The sequence below is a fragment of the Vibrio sp. CCB-PB317 genome, assembly GCF_022808245.1.
Classification (GTDB): Bacteria; Pseudomonadota; Gammaproteobacteria; order Enterobacterales; family Vibrionaceae; genus Vibrio; species Vibrio diabolicus.
Genome location: NZ_JALGNU010000003.1, coordinates 943,609 through 963,123 on the forward strand (window position 1 = coordinate 943,609; position 19,515 = coordinate 963,123).

At 44.6% G+C, this 19,515-nt stretch carries 16 protein-coding genes; 8 read left to right on the forward strand and 8 right to left on the reverse strand.

What is annotated here, in order from left to right; translation table 11 throughout:
• The first annotated feature begins 21 nt into the window (after positions 1–21).
• Positions 22–240, forward strand: coding sequence for a hypothetical protein (locus MTR11_RS21535; RefSeq protein WP_161442272.1), 219 nt, complete (start codon positions 22–24; stop codon positions 238–240).
• Positions 241–344: 104 nt separating this feature from the next.
• Here MTR11_RS21535 and asnS read toward each other — a convergent pair whose 3' ends face one another.
• Together asnS and MTR11_RS21545 are read right to left on the reverse strand one after the other, a co-directional pair.
• Positions 345–1,745 (reverse strand): asparagine--tRNA ligase, encoded by a 1,401-nt coding sequence (gene asnS / locus MTR11_RS21540; protein WP_046876186.1) that lies wholly within the window; start codon positions 1,743–1,745, stop codon positions 345–347.
• A 188-nt stretch (positions 1,746–1,933) separates the two neighbouring features.
• On the reverse strand, positions 1,934–3,559 hold the full coding sequence (locus MTR11_RS21545; RefSeq protein ID WP_164666494.1) for a methyl-accepting chemotaxis protein: 1,626 nt from the start codon (positions 3,557–3,559) through the stop codon (positions 1,934–1,936).
• Positions 3,560–3,851: 292 nt separating this feature from the next.
• On the opposite strand from MTR11_RS21545, the gene queD reads away from it, so the two are divergent.
• Positions 3,852–4,214 carry a 6-carboxytetrahydropterin synthase QueD gene (gene queD / locus MTR11_RS21550; protein ID WP_005376896.1) on the forward strand — a complete coding sequence of 121 codons (363 nt, stop codon included), beginning with the start codon at positions 3,852–3,854 and terminating at the stop codon, positions 4,212–4,214.
• 91 nt (positions 4,215–4,305) lie between these two features.
• On the opposite strand, the gene MTR11_RS21555 is transcribed toward queD, so the two are convergent.
• From MTR11_RS21555 to MTR11_RS21575, 5 genes are all read right to left on the reverse strand, one after another.
• On the reverse strand, positions 4,306–4,773 hold the full coding sequence (locus MTR11_RS21555) for a GNAT family N-acetyltransferase (protein WP_243328359.1): 468 nt from the start codon (positions 4,771–4,773) through the stop codon (positions 4,306–4,308).
• A 94-nt stretch (positions 4,774–4,867) separates the two neighbouring features.
• Positions 4,868–6,583, reverse strand: a complete 1,716-nt coding sequence (locus MTR11_RS21560; RefSeq protein WP_243328360.1) for an EAL domain-containing protein — start codon at positions 6,581–6,583, stop codon at positions 4,868–4,870.
• 210 nt (positions 6,584–6,793) lie between these two features.
• Positions 6,794–8,155, reverse strand: a complete 1,362-nt coding sequence (locus MTR11_RS21565; protein WP_005396900.1) for an L-serine ammonia-lyase — start codon at positions 8,153–8,155, stop codon at positions 6,794–6,796.
• A 98-nt stretch (positions 8,156–8,253) separates the two neighbouring features.
• Entirely contained in the window at positions 8,254–9,507 is a 1,254-nt protein-coding gene (locus MTR11_RS21570; protein ID WP_005396901.1) for an aromatic amino acid transport family protein, read from the reverse strand.
• Between the two features lie 344 nt (positions 9,508–9,851).
• Positions 9,852–10,451: a CoA pyrophosphatase gene (locus tag MTR11_RS21575; RefSeq protein WP_012841651.1), complete on the reverse strand. Its 600-nt coding sequence runs from the start codon at positions 10,449–10,451 to the stop codon at positions 9,852–9,854.
• A gap of 242 nt (positions 10,452–10,693) precedes the next feature.
• Between MTR11_RS21575 and MTR11_RS21580 the strand changes: the two genes are divergently transcribed.
• Both MTR11_RS21580 and MTR11_RS21585 read left to right on the forward strand, forming a co-directional pair.
• A complete protein-coding gene (locus MTR11_RS21580; protein WP_243328361.1) occupies positions 10,694–11,233 on the forward strand; it encodes a heme NO-binding domain-containing protein in 540 nt (179 codons plus the stop codon).
• A gap of 7 nt (positions 11,234–11,240) precedes the next feature.
• Positions 11,241–12,941 carry an ATP-binding protein gene (locus tag MTR11_RS21585; protein ID WP_243328362.1) on the forward strand — a complete coding sequence of 567 codons (1,701 nt, stop codon included), beginning with the start codon at positions 11,241–11,243 and terminating at the stop codon, positions 12,939–12,941.
• Positions 12,942–13,307: 366 nt separating this feature from the next.
• Here MTR11_RS21585 and pabB read toward each other — a convergent pair whose 3' ends face one another.
• Positions 13,308–14,672 carry an aminodeoxychorismate synthase component I gene (gene pabB / locus MTR11_RS21590; RefSeq protein WP_243328363.1) on the reverse strand — a complete coding sequence of 455 codons (1,365 nt, stop codon included), beginning with the start codon at positions 14,670–14,672 and terminating at the stop codon, positions 13,308–13,310.
• Positions 14,673–14,943: 271 nt separating this feature from the next.
• Between pabB and MTR11_RS21595 the strand changes: the two genes are divergently transcribed.
• From MTR11_RS21595 to MTR11_RS21610, 4 genes are all read left to right on the forward strand, one after another.
• Entirely contained in the window at positions 14,944–16,461 is a 1,518-nt protein-coding gene (locus MTR11_RS21595) for a fumarate hydratase (RefSeq protein WP_243328364.1), read from the forward strand.
• Positions 16,462–16,634: 173 nt separating this feature from the next.
• Positions 16,635–16,820: a hypothetical protein gene (locus tag MTR11_RS21600; protein ID WP_012841654.1), complete on the forward strand. Its 186-nt coding sequence runs from the start codon at positions 16,635–16,637 to the stop codon at positions 16,818–16,820.
• A 263-nt stretch (positions 16,821–17,083) separates the two neighbouring features.
• Positions 17,084–18,460 carry a YcjX family protein gene (locus tag MTR11_RS21605; RefSeq protein WP_006741440.1) on the forward strand — a complete coding sequence of 459 codons (1,377 nt, stop codon included), beginning with the start codon at positions 17,084–17,086 and terminating at the stop codon, positions 18,458–18,460.
• Complete coding sequence (locus tag MTR11_RS21610) at positions 18,457–19,497, forward strand: YcjF family protein (protein ID WP_046876179.1); 1,041 nt, start codon at positions 18,457–18,459, stop codon at positions 19,495–19,497. The genes MTR11_RS21605 and MTR11_RS21610 overlap by 4 nt, the downstream gene beginning before the upstream one ends.
• Positions 19,498–19,515 lie beyond the last annotated feature (18 nt).

Below are 19,515 nucleotides of genomic sequence, written 5' to 3' on the forward strand. Positions count from 1 at the left end.
GATTATTAAGCAGGATTTAAGATGAAAAAGCAGTTGGTTAAGCATGAGTTAAGGTTAATCGCCGTTGCTATTTTTAGTGCATTTTTACTGATATTTGCGCATCTCATTTTGGCGAAATCTTTCTCTCATATGGCATGGACAGAGTACACCGCGGCCGTGATCCCTTTCGTAATGTTTGGCTTATGTATTGTGGGCGTAAAGTACGCTGAAAAAGCGGACAGAGATAAGGAAGAAGACTAACTCAAGCTTGAGTTGCTTGGCAGATAGTATTGACGGTTGAGCACAAAATAAAAGACCTCCACTAGGGAGGTCTTTTCTAATTCTGTCTCATCACTAAAAAGTGATTAGAAGTTCGCAGAGCGAGGCGTACGTGGGAATGGGATCACGTCACGAACGTTGCCCATGCCTGTTACGTAAGATACTAGACGCTCAAAGCCTAGACCAAAGCCTGCGTGTGGCACTGTGCCGTAACGGCGTAAGTCGCGGTACCAGCTCATGTGCTCAGGGTCGATACCCATTTCGCGCATACGTGCATCCAGTACGTCTAGACGCTCTTCACGCTGAGAACCACCGATGATTTCACCGATGCCAGGTGCTAGAACGTCCATTGCCGCTACCGTCTTACCATCATCGTTCATACGCATGTAGAATGCTTTGATGTCTTTCGGGTAGTTCTTAACGATTACCGGTGCTTTGAAGTGCTCTTCCGCTAGGAAACGCTCGTGCTCAGATGACATATCGATACCCCACTCAACTGGGAATTCGAACTCACGACCAGAATCTAGCAGGATTTGGATCGCGTCAGTGTAGTCAACTTGTGCGAAGTCAGAAGAAACAAAGTTCTCTAGACGGCTAACGGCTTCTTTGTCGATGCGCTGAGCAAAGAACTCAAGGTCATCGCGACGCTCTTCAAGTACTGCTTTGAATACGTACTTAAGCATGTCTTCAGCCAGTTTCGCAACGTCGTCCAGTTCTGCAAACGCAACTTCAGGCTCAACCATCCAGAACTCTGCTAGGTGGCGGCTTGTGTTTGAGTTTTCAGCACGGAAAGTAGGGCCGAAAGTGTAAACCTTACTTAGTGCACAAGCGTAAGCTTCCGCGTTTAGCTGACCAGATACTGTAAGGAAAGTTTCTTTTCCGAAGAAGTCTTCGTTGTAGTCTACTTTACCAGCATCTGTACGAGGAAGGTTTTCCATGTCTAGCGTAGAAACGCGGAACATTTCACCTGCACCTTCTGCATCTGAAGCCGTAATTAGTGGCGCAGATACCCAGAAGTAACCTTGCTCGTGGTAGAAGCGGTGGATTGCTTGAGATAGGCAGTTACGTACACGTGCTACCGCACCGATTACGTTTGTGCGCGGACGTAGGTGCGCTACTTCACGTAGGTACTCAATAGAGTGACGAGTTTTTGCCATCGGGTAAGTTTCTGCGTCTTCAACCCAACCAACCACTTTAACGCCAGTGGCAGCAAGTTCGAAGTCTTGGCCCTTTGCAGGAGATTCAACAATCTTACCAGTTACTTCAACAGAGCAGCCAGTCGTTAGCTTTAGTACTTCGTCTTCGTAATTATTAAGATTATTTGGGACCACGGCCTGAATCGGGTCGAAACAAGAGCCGTCATATATGGCAAGGAAAGAGATTCCAGCTTTGGAATCACGACGTGAACGGATCCAGCCACGAACAGTCACTTCGCTGTCTACTGCTAGCTGACCTTTCAATACGTCTGATACAGGCGCGTAAGTCATGTTTTCAATATTCTCCATTGAGGTAAAAATTCAACCCAACACTTATTAAAGTACTTGTCTAATAACATTTTTGTTCAAAAAACAAGCTAAGTGCTGAGTTGGGTAGCATTTTACAGATTCAACGAGACATATTACCTGTCAATTCGCTCGCATCAACCTTTATATTCATTTTGATGGGGAGAATCTCTCTATTTATTCACTCTTTGATGTTCTGAAAGTGTGAATTGGTTAAGTAATTGCTCTAAACGTTCGGATAGATGCTCTAAATCAACACTAATATCACGCGTGTGCGATGCTGATTGCGATGTGTCGTTAGCATGCAGTGTGATCACATCAATTTTGGATTGAATACGCTGACTGACGTCGGATGTGGTTTGCGTCTGGCTTTGAATGTTTTCTGCATGTTTCAGAACTTGATGCATTTCATCGACAACGTTATGCATCGTGACTGAAAGTGTCTCGACATCGACTGAACGTTGGTGAGCAAACTGGCAGACAGTATCCACAGAGGCTAAGGACTCTTCACTCCCTTGCTGGAATTGAGAAATGATATGCTCAATGTTGCCTGTGGCTTCGGCGGTCCGAGAAGCTAGGTTACGCACTTCCTCCGCGACGACGGCAAAACCGCGTCCTTGCTCTCCGGCTCGGGCGGCTTCGATTGCAGCATTCAACGCGAGTAGGTTCGTCTGTTCTGCAATGCCTTTAATGACCCCAAGAATGGATGATACTTCTTCGGTTCTTTGGTTTAACGAACTGATTTTTTCCCGTACGCCGTCAATATTGCTCACCAAGTGTTTGATGTCTTCGCTCACGCTGTGTGCTTGGCTTGCGCTGTGAGTGGCAACATCAACGGTGTGGTTGACTAGAGCTGTGGCGTTATTGGTCGAGTCTTCAACGGCGGTTTGTTGTTGCAACATGTCGGTGATGTTGCTTTGTACGTCACTGGTTTCCAATTGTTGATTATTGGCCGCTTTGTCTGTTGATTGTGCAACATCCGTTAACTGACTGGCTGAATTGGCAAGAGAGTGGGAGGTGTCTTGTACACGCTCTAAACTCTCGGATACCGTATCCATAAACGAATTAATCGCGGTAGAAAGTTGGCCTACCTCATCTTTTTGGTGATGAACAAGTCGTTGAGATAGATCTTTACTATGGCTCACATTCGCCATGAATTGCGACGTTTTTTGTATTGGGCGAACAATGATCTTACGAATCAAACTCATCGTTATAATAAAACCAACAAACGCGATAACGGCCATTATTCCCATCGCAAACATTGCCTGTTTATTGATCATTGAATTGACGTGGTTCATGTTGTATTCCAAACGAATCGCGCCCAATACTTCGCCTTCTGGTGCTACATGGCAAGAAACGCAGTTGGTGCCACGATAATTTTCGCTTGATTTCATTGGTAGCGCGACAACTAGTCCGTTCCCCCAATTGGCTGAAATTGGCTCAATGACCAGTTCGCCATTTAAAGCTCGTTGGTCAATATCATCGACCGGTTGTTGGTTTGCTTGTCCTGGTCCGTAAAGCTTGGTTACGGTATCGGCCCGCAACACGCGAACTTCTTCAATCCCTTCTTGAGCGAGTGCTTTTTTTCGCAAAGTTTCTTTTTGCGACATTGTGCCTGTTAGCATCATCATGTTTAGGCTATCGAAGTAATTACTGGCCTTATCATGAAGCTGTTCACTGAGAACATCATTGATTAAGGTTTTTTGTTGATGGTATTGATAAGCCGTAGAGGCAGCCAGAACACAGCTGAAGACGGCAATTAACGCGAGCAAGAGCTTAAAAGTGATAGTTGAGCGCATAAATTTATAAGTGTAATTGGAACGAACTACACAATCTTAATGTGCACAAATGCGCACTGCGAACAACGAAATGAATGATTGTGACCCCACTCATGTTGGGGATATGTAATTGTGATGTGAGTGCTGTGTAATCAAATGTTTGGCGCATGACAGAAATACGACGATCAGGACAAAGGTTTAATTATTTTCGCTGAGAACAAACGGCGTTTTGCTACGCTTGTATTGAGTAGCACTTGTCTGTTGGCAGTGAATTCCTTAGTATTGCGTGTCTTTTTAAAGCCTGAGAATCAAGATGAAAACAGAATTGTACAAAGAGTTTATGTTCGAAGCGGCACATCACTTGCCACATGTACCTGAAGGCCATAAGTGTGGTCGTTTGCATGGACACTCTTTCTTAGTTCGTCTTTATGTAGAAGGTGAGGTAGACCCGCATACTGGTTGGGTAGTGGATTTCGCTGAAATCAAAGCGGCATTCAAACCAATTTACAATCGTTTAGACCATTATTACCTGAACGACATTGAAGGGTTGGAGAATCCGACGAGCGAAGTGCTAGCAAAATGGATTTGGCAACAGCTTAAGCCAAGTTTACCGTTGCTAAGTAAAGTTGAAATCAAAGAGACGTGCACAGCCGGTTGTATTTACAAAGGTGAATAAGTCACTTTTTATTGAGCATTGAAGACAAAGGCAAGCCATGAGCTTGCCTTTGTTGTATCTGGATATTCCCTAATTTTTTATACTTTTCTTGCTAGCTCAGTGGATGACGTAAAATCCACTCTTTTTCGTTCTCACCAAACGTTGTTTTCTCTGTATTGATGAATCCACACGCATCAAGAAAACTGATAGCGTATTGCTGACTCTGTGGCACAGTGACGCAAAGAGAGGTGCTTTCAGGCTCAATGGTATACGCATAAACGAACAGTTTACGTAACGCTTCACTCCCAACCCCTTGGCGTTGGAAGCGTCGATCAACCATCAAGTACTTGAGCCCCAGTTCGTGCCTTTTGGCAAAGGGCGCATGTTGGGAGAAGCCTTTATCGATAACAAGATAGCCAACTAATAGATCGTCAGAATAAATCGTAAAGAACGCTTCAGACTTATTGCGTTTTTGATAAGCCACTTCAAACGGCGTAGAAAATCCTTTCTGCTCTTCCTGCACATCCAATTGCATCAAACTCGAAAAATCTTTCAGTTTGGTGGGTTTAATAGCAATCATCGTTCAACCACAAATTGGCGGCATATCCTCATGCCGCCACGAACTTTAATAGAGTATTCCCTCTAGTTTAAGTAACTCACGAGGTTAAGAAAAGCTAGAAATGCAGAGGATAATAATAACCTTGGTGAATATAGGCGCCTAATGTTGTGAGTAAGTGAGCACTGTCTGCCGTTTCTACGCCTTCAACAATGACGGTACACCGATACGTATTTCCCATGGCGATTAACTGACGCAACGTTTCCACTTTCTTATCGTCCGACTTTAAACCAATCACAAACTCCCGATCTATTTTCAAATAATCTGGATTGATTTTACTGATGAGCGACACGTTGTTGTTGCCAGTGCCAAAGTCATCGATACTGATTTTACAATCCAGTGCTTTTAGTTTCGCGACATTGCCATAAATCTCGGAGGTATAGTACATCGATGCATTTTCCGTGATTTCAATCGTCAGCAAACGACAATCTCGGTTAGATAGTTCTCTGTGTAGGATTGAAAAGTTGCGTCCTCGCAGCAAAGAAGGACAAACATTAATGCTGATAGGAATAGGCAAGGCTTTGTGCTTAGTATAGATGGACTCTATCACCAGTAAGGTATGAGTTAGGAGCAGCCCATTGCGGAGCAGTGTCTCAATAAACCGTTGCGTATTTTTTACCTTAAACCGCGAGAGCGCTTCGTAATGCACAATCTTTTGCGCTGAAGTGTCATAAATCGGCTCCAGTTTGATTTTAAATTGTCGAATTGCACACAAATAAGCCATAAAGGCTTGTAGGGAGCGATGACGCAGTATTATGAGAAACAGCAAGCTTAATAAAATGATGCTCTGAAACGGTCCAGAGATGTAATACACCTCTTTATAGCCGCTGTTTTTCACGTGATAGTTGAAAAAGCGTTCATTGGTGTTACCAATTTCTAAAGAGGTCCCTGTATTGGTTGATAGCTTCATGCCGGAAAGAAAAAAACGCGAAATATGATTTTCAACGTTGTCGGATAAGTTAATGTTTTTGACACGAACCAAAACGGTCGCGTTATTCAAGTCAAATGATTGGGTCGTATAATTGCTATTATTACTCCACTCTTCAAATGCTTTTTTGCTGACAGGGACAACGGTTTCGGGGGTGACTAAACACCGGATATTGAAACGGTCCAGCATCATGCTCGATTCCACCAGCTTTACATTATCAAAGAGCGACTTCAATTCTCTTTCATCAGCAAAGCAGCTCTTTTGGGAAAGGTTTTCTGCAATTTCGAAGGCGTTATCAAGATAATTATGTTTCACAATGCTGTTTATCGCGTAATAACAGATGGCAAAGAAAATGATCGCTGTGAGCAACACGACCCACAGTGTATCTGAATAGATCTTTTTATTACGCAGACAAATACGAAGGGCTTTGCCAAGGCTGTTTGTTGTGTATTGATTGATCTTGTGTTGATGGTCGATGCCATTCTGATGGTTGTTTTGCATAGTAAAAGGGATGAAGTATCCGGTCCGGTGAATATTTTCGATAATATTTTTTTTTGTGGTTACGTGTTCTTCCGTGAGCTTGCGAAATTTCTTTCTTAGAGCGGCCACCGCGTTTTTAAAGCCATTTTCAGGCAGTGTCATTTTGTATTGTTGAGTGATTTTGCTTTCTATCAGTCGCTGGCTAATTGGCGTATTTAAGCTGCCGTATTTGGCGATGGTTGACAGAATGGCGTACTCATTTGGGTTGACAGGAATGGAGTGGTGGAGTGATTGATTGAGCTCTAAAGATATTTCGTTTTCGGACAAGCAAACGCAGATTTGGTTTCCAATTTCAAACCTAATCATGTGTTGGTGTGCTCCAAGTTTAATTTTTGGCTACGTTATCAATAAAGCTAGGAGAGGGATGTGATTTTTTACGGGGATATCCATAATAATTGGATATATTCAAGGTTTTAGGTTTTTTTATGCTGGGCGTAGCAACCCATTATTCATAGTTAATGAGGTATAAAAAACCCGAGCGGCGGCTCGGGTTTCGTCGATATTCAGCAAGGCTTATTAACAGATAACTTTTACTGCTAGGCCGCCTTGAGAAGTCTCACGGTATTTCGCGTTCATGTCTTTACCTGTCTCTAGCATTGTTTCGATAACTTTATCTAGAGAAACAGTAGGAGCAGAAGAACGACGCAGTGCCATACGAGTTGAGTTGATTGCTTTTACAGCTGCAATACCATTACGCTCGATACATGGAACCTGAACCTGACCTGCAACCGGGTCGCAAGTTAGACCTAGGTTGTGCTCCATCGCAATTTCAGCCGCCATACATACTTGCTCTGGGCTACCACCCATAAGCTCAGCAAGGCCAGCTGCTGCCATAGAACATGCCACGCCAACTTCGCCCTGACAGCCAACTTCTGCACCAGAGATAGACGCGTTACGCTTGTAAAGGCCGCCAATTGCACCAGAAGCTGCGAAGTAACGGATGTAGTCTTTCTCAGTTACGGTTTGAATAAACTTGTCATAGTAAGCCAGTACCGCAGGGATGATGCCACATGCACCGTTAGTCGGCGCAGTTACAACACGACCACCTGCTGCGTTCTCTTCGTTTACTGCAAAAGCAAACATGTTTACCCAGTCAACAACAGACATTGGATCGTTCGTTGTTTTTTCAGAAGTAAGCAGTTGCTGACGAAGTGCTGCCGCACGACGAGGCACGCGTAGTGGACCAGGCAGAATGCCTTCTTCGTTCATACCGCGATCCATACATTCGCGCATTGTGCGCCAGATGTTTGCGAAGTAAGTACGAGTTTCTTCGTCAGAATGAAGCGCATGTTCATTTTTCATGGTTAGCGCACTGATAGACAGGCCGCTTTCATGACATTGCTTTACAAGCTCTTCTGCCGTTGTAAACGGGTAAGGAACTTTTACTGGATTCTCAACTTCTTTACCGAAGTTTTCTTCATCAACGATGAAACCACCGCCGATAGAGTAGTAAGTTTTTGAGTACGCTTTTTCGTCATCAATCCAAGCGTGGATTTGCATGCCGTTTTCGTGTAACTCAAGGTTTGTTTTGTGGAAGTTCATTCCACCTTCACGTGGGAACGATACTGTGTGACAGTGCATGCCAACAGGAAGGCGTTCAGTTTCTTCTACGCGAGCGATAAAGCCCGGGATAGAATCGATATCAACTTTCTCAGGAGTGTTGCCTGCAAGACCCATGATGATAGCAATATCTGTGTGGTGACCTTTCCCTGTCAGTGATAGTGATCCATAAACGTCAACGGTGATTTTAGTGATGTCGCGCAGTTTTCCCATTGCGCGAAGATCATCAATAAACTCTTTACCCGCTTTCATTGGGCCTACAGTGTGTGAGCTTGAAGGTCCAACACCGATTTTATAGATATCAAAAACACTAATCATATCGATTACCTCAGAAGAAAGCCTCCCAAGGGGAGTTGGGAGGCTTAATTTTATCGTTATATTTTTGGATTAATCATACCGTGCTAGGGCAGGGATGATTAAAGAGCGCCGTAGATTACAGAACTAATGGCAGCAAGACCACAGATTGCTGTGAAAATTTGCACAGGTGCTGAAGTTTTGTACTTAGCCATCGCTGGAACTTTTTGCATTGCGAAGATAGGCATCAAGAATAGGATTGCCGCAATCATCGGTGCGCCCATTGTTTCAATCATACCTAGGATGCTTGGGTTAACGATAGCAACGATCCAAGTTGTGATTACGATGAAGATAAGAGACATCTTCTCGATCTTGCTTACTGGCGATTTTGAACGAGATTTCACTAGACCAACTAGACCTTCATGCGCACCTAGGAAGTGGCCGAAGTAGCTAGAAGTGATAGCCGCGAAAGCAACCAGTGGACCTAAGTAAGAGATCAGTGGAGACTCATGAACGTTTGCTAGGTAAGAAAGAACAGAGATGTTTTGCTCTTGTGCTGTTGCTAGTTGCTCTGGAGACAGAGAAAGTACAACAGAGAAAACGAAGAACATTACAAAGCCCATTAGCATCATCGCTGCGCCACCAGTGATAGCGTCAGTTTTCTTAACTGCGTCATCACCGTATACACGACGTTGTTCTTTAGAGAACTGAGAAATGATTGGGCTGTGGTTGAAAGAGAACACGATAACAGGGATTGCTAGCCATACGATAGCTGGCATTGCACCCCAGTCAGGTGATACTTCCATCATTGAAGTGTTCCAACCAGGAATTAGGTACACAGACAGCGCTAGTAGGATGAACACTAGAGGGTAAACCATCGCTGAAGTTGCTTTCAGCATAAGCTCTTTACCGAACACTACGCCCGCTGTCATTGCAGCGATAAGTGCACCGGAAAGTAGCCAGCGAGGAATAGATTCCATACCCATTTGGTTAACTAGGAAAGAGTCAACCGTGTTTGTGATACCAACACCGTAGATAAGTACGATTGGGTAGATAGCGAAGAAGTAAGCGAACGTAATAAGGTTTGCGCCAGTCTTACCAAAGTGCTCTTCTACTGTGTCAGTGATGTCCGCTTCTGGGTTTTTCGCAGAAAGAACGAAGCGAGCTAAAGATTTGTGTGCGAACCAAGTCATTGGTGCTGCGATTAGGGCTAGGATTACTAATGGCCAAAAGCCACCTGCACCTGCTTTAATAGGAAGGAATAGTACACCGGCACCTACTGCCGTACCAAAAAGGGACAGACACCAGGTAAAGTCTTTGTAAGAAAACTTACTAGACGATTGTGCGGTAGAAACCGCAGAAGTAGTTGTATTCATTTTTTTGTTACTCATTTTGGGAACAGGAAATAAGTCGGGAGTAATTTTGCAAGATTTTACACTAGGAAAATTAGATCTAAATCATTTATTGCTTACGCTTATTGAATGATATGTCAAAAACCTGCTTTTTATCACGAAAATGATGTGCTACTCGTGATTTCTGCTAATGAGTAAAATTAGAAAAACTTATCGATAGGGCTGTTTGTATAAATTTATTTCACCGCAAGCGTTTGCGGTGAAAACGGCAAATTAATCTAATGTGAATGAATGTTTATGAAGCAACGTTTTATTAATATTGATGCGCATGATGATCGCAGCCATAAAAATACCGATATCAGAAGTTTTTAATGTGAAATGATATGTTTTTGCATTGATTCGATGATTTGTGCGGTCATGCCCCAGATGAAATGCTGTCTATATGGGATAGCAAATACACGATGACTGCTGTTTTTTAGGTCAAACTTGGTGCTGTACAACTTTTTCGGATTCAGAATGTGGTTAGCAGGAACTTCAAAAACAGACTCCACCTCATTTGGGTCAATATGCGTTTTATACTCAGGAGAAATAAAGGCCAAAAACGGTGTCACATTAAACTGACTAATCGTTGGCAATGTTGGAAGCTGGCCAAATACATGAATATGTTCATCTTCTATACCGACCTCTTCTTTGGTTTCTCTTAATGCCGTATTGATTAGATGATGATCTTCCTGCTCAAACTTACCGCCGGGGAAACTGATTTGTCCCGGATGATGACGCAAGTGCGCTGCTCGCTTTGTCAAAATGACCTGTAGCCCCTCCGGGCGTTCTACAAAACCAATTAAGACCGCTGCGTCTCGCAGTGATTTTCCTTTCATCCATTTCAGTCGCGCGAGGGACTCTTTGTGGTAACCCGTTGGAAGCCGAAATTGAAAGTTTTGCAGTAATTGAGTTTTGTCGATAACCAAACCAAATCCTTATTTATTGTGCCTAACCACTATTTATTATACTCAATGGCCGCAAGAGGCGCGGTGCTATCGCCGTTGGTACGGTATTAAAGTATTAGTACGGCAATACCAAAGCACGTCCATTGGTTCTTTCCCTGCTTTGTGTCGTGGGTCTCACTCTGCTTGGGTATAATAATTTGAAACTTATAAGGTTATAAACCATTCTTTATTTTAAGACGTCACTATGGGGCAAGTATTGACTAATGAAAGGGATTATTTTCACCGAGTTCATGGAGTTAGTGGAAGAGAAGTTTGGTCTCGATGTGTTAGACCAAGTGCTCGATCTTTCTAATGACGAAGGGATTTATACGGCAGTTGGTAGTTACGATCATAAAGACTTGGTTAAATTGATTGTGAATCTCAGTAAAGTATCTGGCATTCCACCTGAACAACTGCAAGAAGTATTTGGAGAGTGCGTTTTTTTGAATTTACTTCGCTCGATTCCTAGTCATGCCAGTTTGCAGCAGTGTGAAACGACATTTCAATTTGTTCGCCATGTTGAAGATTTTATTCATGTCGAGGTCAAAAAGCTCTACCCAGATGCTAATCCTCCTCAGTTTGATTTTATCAGCGAGACTCAATCAAACATGGTGTTTGATTATCGAAGTGCGCGGTGCATGTCTCACGTATGTTTAGGTCTAATAAAAGGCTGCGCGGCGCACTTTGGTGAAGTTATTCATATTAAACACCTAAACCAGTCAGAAGATGGTAGCCAGGTTCGCTTTTGGTTAGAGGCACAATAAGAACGATATGACAGGAAGTTCCTCGCTAGAAAGGAAACTCAAACGAGAAATCGAATCAAGAAAAGCAGCTGAGCGGTTATTGGAGCAGAAGAGCTTCGAACTTTATGAATCTACTCAACAGCTAAGTGTTGCTTTGAAAAAGCTTGAGTTGAAATCAAAAAAGGATTTACGCAAGTTTGAGTTCGAAGAGAAAGTTGACGCGACGCTGATTAAGTTTGGTCGAACTTTTTTGTCGAGCACGTTTGATGAAGCCATGATTGCCAGTTTTATTGAGCAGCTCACTTCGAACTCAGTCATTTCTGCGGCTTACTTACATCTTGATGCCACAAAACTCTCTTCTTTGCGCCGACATCATTTTGGTCATTTACAGCTTCGCCATGAGAATACGATTAAGACTGTCCCCAATTGGCAGGGGGAGAACTTGCATTTGCCTATCATCATTGACAAGCAAACAGTCGGGGAGTTGATCTTCTCTGTTCAGTTGGATCAAATCGATCAGTCTTTTATCTCCAAACAGATGGAGCTGGTATCGGATTTGGTTCATGGGGTCATTGGCCGTCATTTGAGTTTAGAGCGAGAAGTGGAGCTGCGAAAGCGGGCAGAGGAATCGGAAAAAGCGACGAAAGAGTTTGTCGCCATGATTAACCACGAGTTGCGTACACCTCTTAATGGCGTGTTAGGTAGTGCTGAACTACTAAGTCGAACACAGTTAGGTGAAGAGCAACGCCATTACCTAAACAACTTGACTCAATCGGGAGACTTGTTGAGGGTCATCATTAACGATCTTCTCGACTTCAGCAAGATGAATGCCGGTATGATGGAAATCATCGATAAGGTCTTTGCTTGGGAAGAGCTTGAAAAAGCCATCATGGGCGTATTTTCAGCTAAAGCAGCAGAAAAGCGAATTCATTTCTCCATCGATAAAAAGCTCGGTATTCCCGAGTTTTTAGTTGGTGACTTAGAGCGAATTACACAGATCTTGGTCAACTTGGTGGGAAATGCTATTAAGTTTACTCATTTGGGTGGGGTGGTGCTGCGAGTGGAGTGGATAAACGGTATTGCGCATTTTGAGGTTGAAGACACGGGTATTGGCATCCCGATAGAAGCGCAGCCCTCATTATTTGACCCATTTGTGCAAGTAGATCGCTCGGCGAAGCGCAGTTTTGAAGGCTCTGGTTTGGGCCTTGCGATTTGTAAAAATCTAGTGGATTTGATGCAGGGCGAGATTAGCTTTGAAAGTGAAGAACGCAAAGGTACCACCTTTAAAGTCTCTATTCCTCTAAAGGAGGGACAAGCCCAAGGCGCAGCTGAGGGGGAATTAGCTACCATAGAGCGAAGTGATTTAGCAGGACGCTCAATACTGGTGGTTGACGACATCAGAATGAACCAAGTGATAGTTACTCAAATGCTGAAAAAACTCGACATTACACCTGATTTAAAAGCCAATGGGAAAGAAGCTTTAGAAGCGGTGAAAAACAAAGATTACGAACTGATATTTATGGACTGCCGAATGCCAGAAATGGATGGTTATGAGGCGACGATGTATCTGAGAGAGCGTGGCTTTACTCATCCCATTATCGCATTAACCGCTGGCACTACCATCGAAGAGCGTCAAAAGTGCATTGATTCAGGCATGGACGACATCCTCACTAAGCCGTACACCGCAACCGATATTGAACAGATCATGTGTAAGTGGCTTGAGCAGTAGACGCTGCCTCTTAAAAAACGGATTCTTGTTAGCCAACGGCTAAAAGCCAAAGTACCTGTAAATAAAACACACAAAAAACGCTCCACACTGGATAATGCCGATCGCTTAACGATGTTTCTTGTGTCATTCCAGCGAGCCTTGGCGAGACTAGGAATCTAATAGCGCATGCTGAGCGGCTAATGAAACAAATTTGACCATAAAGTGCTCGGATAGAAAAGCCTACATCACGCTCCTTCATCGCTGTACAGGATGACGAGATACAGAAATATGCCCACTCGCTGTTAAACGAGCGGCATTATCCGTACTGGAGGCGTTTTTGCTTGTTTTCGTTAGCAGGATTCATAGACCGTTGCCATTTGACGAAACCTACGATTGCAGCGCTGGCAAAATCTTTGAGAGCTTATCCAACGTTTCTTGATATTCAGAAGCGCAATCGCTATCTGCAACGACGCCGCCGCCTGCCCAAGCGTACAGTTTGTGATTCTCCGCTACGAGAGTGCGGATGGTGATGCTGGTATCCATACGACCATGGCGAGAAATGTAGCCAATACTGCCGCAATACGCGCTACGTCGATGTGGCTCTAATTCTTCAATGATCTGCATTGCGCGAACTTTAGGTGCACCCGTAATTGAACCGCCTGGAAAACACGCTCGCAGCAAATCTGCAGGAGAGTATTGTTCATCCAAATTCGCACGAATGGTGCTCACCAAATGATGCACTGCGGGGAAGCTTTCAATCTCAAACAGCTTTGGCACGTGAACGCTCCCCGGTGATGCAACTCGACCAATGTCATTACGCAGCAAATCGACAATCATCAGGTTCTCTGCTTGATCTTTTTCCGCAGTCTGCAAGTCATGAGCATTAGCGTTATCTTGCTTTGGATCTTCATGGCGAGGGCGAGTACCTTTGATTGGTTTCGTTTCAATGACGCGATCTTTGAGTTCTAGAAAGCGCTCTGGAGAGATACTCAAAATAGAAGACTCAGGCATACGGATAAACGCTGAGAATGGCGCTTGGTTGGCGGACTCTAATTTTAGATACGCTTGCCACTCACAGCCTTGATACGGTGCGTTAAAGCGCTGCGCCAAATTGATCTGATAACAGTCACCGCTCAACAAGTATTCTTGCACCTTATCAAAGCGAGTAGCGTAGCTCTCTTTCGTCATGTTTGACTGCCAATCACCAGACAGAGCGAAGTCTACGCTTTGCTCAGCTTCTTGCTCGTCTAACCATTGCCAAGCTTGCTCGATATTCTGACCGACTAAGCATGCTTTTTTAAGCTTGTGGTCAACAACGACGGCCCATTCATACAGACCTACTGCCATATCTGGCGTGTTGAGATCCTTTTCGGCCAGTTCTGGCATCGTTTCTACGCGTCGACCTAAATCGTAACTGAAGTAACCGAGCGCTCCGCCGACAAAAGGCAAATCCAATTTTTTATTTAACTCAACGTGAGGAAGCCACTGTTCTTGCAACTGATGAAGCAGCGCGAATGGGTCATCTTGAGTTGAATAGGCATTAGATGGCGTTTCAACTTGTGTGCTGTCGGCAGTGGTTTCTAACGTTGCAATTGGGTTGGCAACCAACACATCAAAGCGACTATCGATATGCGTTTCTGATGCAGAACGCAGCAACATCGCCCAAGGCTGGTGTTGAATGCGAGAAAAGAGGTGAAGAGCAAACTCTGGTGCGTATTCCAGCGCTTTAAAATCAATGAATTGATTGTCCATGTTGTTCATTTGTGTAATTTGTGACAAAGAGATCGTTCACTGCATGGCATGTCATGGGCAGCAAGAGTATCATATTCCTCTGTATAGCCAAACTCCCTCTATTCATAGGGTTTTGAGATGGTTTACAAGTAGGCGACTTCAGCGTTTCGTGTGTCGATATCAGCCGTTCGACAATTGTTTATAAAAAAACGAAGCTCAAAAGAGCAATAAGCTCAACAAACACGATTGAAGCCAAGCCAATAATGGAAGCATAACTATAACGAGGCATGTAATGACGGTAATACGCAAGCAGGATGTAATCAGCAGTGTCGCTGATGCGCTACAGTATATTTCTTACTACCACCCGCTAGACTTTGTTCAAGCTCTTGAAAAAGCCTATCACCGCGAAGAGAGTCAAGCCGCGAAAGACGCGATTGCTCAGATCCTAATTAACTCCCGAATGTCAGCAGAAGGTCACCGACCAATTTGTCAGGATACTGGCATCGTGACGTGTTTCGTCAACATCGGTATGGGCGTGCAATGGGACTCAACCGACATGACGGTTCAGCAGATGGTAGATGAAGGTGTTCGACAAGCGTATACGAACCCAGACAACCCGTTGCGTGCGTCAGTACTTATGGATCCTGCCGGTAAACGTATTAATACCAAAGACAACACGCCTGCTGTCGTACACATCAACATGGTACCGGGCGATAAAGTTGAAATTCAGATCGCAGCGAAGGGCGGCGGTAGTGAAAACAAAACTAAGATGGTGATGCTAAACCCATCTGACGATATTGCTGAGTGGGTAGAGAAAACGCTACCAACAATGGGCGCGGGCTGGTGTCCACCAGGTATGCTTGGCATTGGTATTGGCGGTACGGCTGAGAAAGCAGCGGTATTGGCAAAAGAATCTCTAATGGAACACATCGATATTCAAGAGCTTATTGACCGTGGCCCACAAAACGCAGAAGAAGAACTTCGTCTTGATATCTTCAATCGCGTGAACAAACTTGGTATCGGTGCGCAAGGCCTTGGTGGTTTGACGACTGTTGTCGACGTTAAGATCAAAACGGCGCCAACGCACGCGGCTTCTAAGCCTGTTTGTTTGATACCGAACTGTGCGGCGACTCGTCACGTGCACTTCACTCTTGACGGCAGCGGCCCAGCAGAGCTCACGCCACCTAAACTAGAAGATTGGCCAGACATTACTTGGGAAGCGGGAGAAAACACGCGTCGCGTAAACTTAGACACGATTACTAAAGAAGAAGTACAAGAGTGGAAGACAGGCGAAACCGTTCTTCTATCAGGTAAAATTCTGACTGGCCGTGATGCAGCGCATAAACGTATTCAAGGCATGCTAGATAATGGCGAAGGTCTACCAGAAGGTGTAGATCTAAACGGTAAGTTCATTTACTACGTAGGTCCTGTCGATGCAGTTGGTGATGAAGTCGTTGGTCCTGCTGGTCCAACAACATCAACGCGTATGGATAAATTCACCGATATGATGCTAGAAAAAACAGGCATCATGGGCATGATCGGTAAAGCTGAGCGTGGTCATGCAACGGTTGAATCTATCAAGAATCACAAAGCGGTTTACCTAATGGCTGTTGGTGGCGCGGCGTACCTTGTAGCGAAAGCGATCAAGAAAGCTCGCGTTGTCGCATTTGAAGATTTAGGTATGGAAGCGATTTACGAATTTGAAGTTGAAGATATGCCAGTAACAGTGGCTGTAGACTCAAATGGCGCTAACGCGCACCAAATCGGTCCTGACACTTGGAAAGTGAAAATCCAAGAGATGGAAGCGTAAGGCAAACGGTAACCTTACATTGTCTCAGTAGAGAGAATGTGACAAGGTGCTGATTTACCTAGCAAACATTTGACAAAAGTGCAGCGAAAACTGCACTTTTTGTCTATATAATGTAGATATAAACCTCAGGGCATAGCAATCAAACGTTATGCGAACAATAATTAGGAGACGGCATGCCTCGTTTTATTCAGATTCTACAAATTATCCTTGCTGTAGTGGTAGGTGGCTTTGTTGGCTACGACTTGATCCTTCACGGCATCAGCATCTTTGATGAGAAGTACGTGACCATCACGTGTGTATTGTGGCTGATTTTAGAAATCGCTCTATTTGTTATCTATAAATTAATCGAAGACGACTAGACTCAAAGAAAGCAGGTTTCTGTTCAACACAGTAATCAGCCTAAATAGGGTCACTAATGCTTTAGTGTTGATTAAGTAAGCCTCTGAACCACTCAGAGGCTTTTCTTTTTTCATCCTGCTTTAAGCGAATGTTTTGTTCATCTTTTATTAAGGTATATAAAGTTAGACTCATAGAGTTCAGTATTGAAAGGTAAGTATTCATAGGTTAATACCCGAAGTGGCTGATAACGTTGTTTTAGAGCGGAGTAAGATAAAGAAGCACAATGAAAAGAATAAAGAAAGAAGTCAATGACTTTATCAACAGAGGTATGGACTCCAATGTTCGAATTGCCGTCACCGGACTTTCTCGTGCAGGTAAGACGGCATTCATCACGTCATTAGTGAATCAGCTCCTCCATACCGCTACCCATGATAATTTGCCTCTTTTGACTGCAGCCAGAGATAAGCGTCTTATTGGAGCGAAGCGTGAACCTCAAGCGAATATGATGGTGCCACGTTTTGCTTACGACGAAGCGATGAGCCAGATCCATGCGACCCCACCTCAATGGCCAGTACCAACACGGGATGTGAGTGAGATTCGCTTAGCGCTCAAGTACAAACCAAATAAAACCACGAAAAAGCTGTTGAGTAAAACCGCAATTTTAAATGTTGATATTATCGACTATCCAGGAGAGTGGCTGCTCGACCTGCCGTTATTGGACATGGACTTTGCGACGTGGTCGCAAACTCAGTTTGATGCACTTAAAGGCCAGCGTGGCGATTTAGCCAAAGCTTGGCTGTCTGAATTAGAAAAGGTGGATCTTTCTGCTGAAGTGAACGAGAAACTACTCGAGAAAGTTGCGCATACATACACCGAGTACCTTCATGCCTGTAAAGACGCAGGTCTTCATTGGGTACAGCCTGGCCGCTTCGTATTACCTGGTGAGCTCGGAGGCGCGCCAGTGCTACAGTTTTTCCCGTGTCGTGCTGATTCGGAAAGCAAGGCGCTTAAGGGCAGCAACTTGGCGATGCTCGAAGCGCGTTTTCAGGAATACCAACAGAAAGTAGTGAAAGCGTTTTATAAGCATCATTTTGCGACCTTCGATCGCCAGATTGTACTTGTGGATTGCTTGCAGCCTCTCAATGCCGGCGATGAAGCGTTTTACGACATGCGCCAAGCGCTAGAGCAGATCATGCATAGCTTTCGTTATGGTCGCAGTAGCTTTTTACGTCGTTTGTTCTCGCCAAAAATAGACAAAGTGCTATTTGCTGCCACAAAAGCGGATCACATAACGCCCGATCAGCATCCCAATTTAGTGTCTTTGCTACAACAAATGGTGCATCCAGCGTGGCAAACCGCAGCCTACGAGAATATCGAGATGAGTTGCATGAGTATCGCTTCTATCCAATCAACCACGACGGGATTTATTTCTTCTGGAGATAAGACGATTCCGGCGTTACAGGGTACGACGTTGGATGGTGAGCCGATGACGATGTTCCCGGGAGAAGTGCCGAAAAAACTACCAAATGCGGCTTATTGGCAAAACAACGGGTTTGATTTTACGTCATTCCGTCCAATGCCCTCACCGAATGATGAGCCAGTGAAGCATATACGCTTAGACAAAGCACTGGATTACCTGATTGGAGATAAATTGAAATGAGTGAGTTGAAGCAAAAACAAGTTTTCTCTGAAAAGGCAATGGAAAAAGAGCAGCAATCGAATCAACCGGAGTTGACGGCGCAGCAAACATTCGGCGAAAAAGAAACATTCGTACCTGTTGAAGTTAAAGAAGAGCGCCAGGAGACCGAACAGGAATTGCAACTCGAGCATGTCATTCGTCCAAAACCGGGCAGAAAGTGGCTCGCGACTGGCGCATTTGCCACCTTCGCTGGTTTGGTTGGCTGGCAAGCGGTGGACTCGGTTATAACCGCAATTCAAACTTCTGATTGGCTGGCTTTAAGCTGGACGGGGTTTATTGCTGCGATCGCTTCGCTTGGTTTAGGGGCGATGGGTAAAGAGCTTTGGAAACTGCGCAAACTACGAAATCATTTTAGTGTTCAAGAAGAAGCCGAAGCACTTGTTAATAGTGAGAGTGTGGGGAAAGGGAAAGCCTTTTGCGAAACAGTGGCAGAACAAAGTGGCGTGATGGCAGAGAACCCGGGCTTTGATCGTTGGCAGAACAGCATTAACCCAGCTCATAGTGATGCTGAAATCCTTGATATGTATGACTCGATGGTGGTGAGCCAACAAGACAAGTTGGCAACGAAAATCGTATCGCAGCACGCAACCGAGTGTGCGGCCCTAGTCGCTGTGAGCCCTCTGGCTGCCGCTGATATGTTGCTGGTGGCGTGGCGAAATTTCAAAATGATCGACAACCTCTCCAAAGTATATGGGGTAGAGCTAGGTTACGCCTCTCGCATCAAGCTACTAAAAGCGGTATTTGTCAATATGGCGGCGGCTGGTGCCAGTGAGCTAGCTATTGATGCCAGTATGGACTTGATGTCGATGGACCTTGCTGGCAAAGTCTCTGCTCGTGCGGGGCAGGGGCTAGGTGTTGGTATTCTAACGGCACGTTTGGGCTTGAAAGCGATGACCTTATTGCGTCCACTACCATGGTATCCTGACCGTCAGGTTAAATTGGGCACCATACGCAAGGCTGTGGCGGCGAAAGTTGCATCAATTACGATGAAACCGTAACGAATATCAACTTTGATG

What these genes read in the sequence shown, in the direction of transcription:
- MTR11_RS21535 (WP_161442272.1), top strand. Translation starts at nt 22, where the DNA reads ATGAAAAAGCAGTTGGTTAAGCATGAGTTAAGGTTAATCGCCGTTGCT.
- asnS (WP_046876186.1), bottom strand. Translation starts at nt 1,745, where the DNA reads ATGACTTACGCGCCTGTATCAGACGTATTGAAAGGTCAGCTAGCAGTA.
- MTR11_RS21545 (WP_164666494.1), bottom strand. Translation starts at nt 3,559, where the DNA reads ATGCGCTCAACTATCACTTTTAAGCTCTTGCTCGCGTTAATTGCCGTC.
- queD (WP_005376896.1), top strand. Translation starts at nt 3,852, where the DNA reads ATGAAAACAGAATTGTACAAAGAGTTTATGTTCGAAGCGGCACATCAC.
- MTR11_RS21555 (WP_243328359.1), bottom strand. Translation starts at nt 4,773, where the DNA reads ATGATTGCTATTAAACCCACCAAACTGAAAGATTTTTCGAGTTTGATG.
- MTR11_RS21560 (WP_243328360.1), bottom strand. Translation starts at nt 6,583, where the DNA reads ATGATTAGGTTTGAAATTGGAAACCAAATCTGCGTTTGCTTGTCCGAA.
- MTR11_RS21565 (WP_005396900.1), bottom strand. Translation starts at nt 8,155, where the DNA reads ATGATTAGTGTTTTTGATATCTATAAAATCGGTGTTGGACCTTCAAGC.
- MTR11_RS21570 (WP_005396901.1), bottom strand. Translation starts at nt 9,507, where the DNA reads ATGAATACAACTACTTCTGCGGTTTCTACCGCACAATCGTCTAGTAAG.
- MTR11_RS21580 (WP_243328361.1), top strand. Translation starts at nt 10,694, where the DNA reads ATGAAAGGGATTATTTTCACCGAGTTCATGGAGTTAGTGGAAGAGAAG.
- MTR11_RS21585 (WP_243328362.1), top strand. Translation starts at nt 11,241, where the DNA reads ATGACAGGAAGTTCCTCGCTAGAAAGGAAACTCAAACGAGAAATCGAA.
- pabB (WP_243328363.1), bottom strand. Translation starts at nt 14,672, where the DNA reads ATGGACAATCAATTCATTGATTTTAAAGCGCTGGAATACGCACCAGAG.
- MTR11_RS21595 (WP_243328364.1), top strand. Translation starts at nt 14,944, where the DNA reads ATGACGGTAATACGCAAGCAGGATGTAATCAGCAGTGTCGCTGATGCG.
- MTR11_RS21600 (WP_012841654.1), top strand. Translation starts at nt 16,635, where the DNA reads ATGCCTCGTTTTATTCAGATTCTACAAATTATCCTTGCTGTAGTGGTA.
- MTR11_RS21605 (WP_006741440.1), top strand. Translation starts at nt 17,084, where the DNA reads ATGAAAAGAATAAAGAAAGAAGTCAATGACTTTATCAACAGAGGTATG.
- MTR11_RS21610 (WP_046876179.1), top strand. Translation starts at nt 18,457, where the DNA reads ATGAGTGAGTTGAAGCAAAAACAAGTTTTCTCTGAAAAGGCAATGGAA.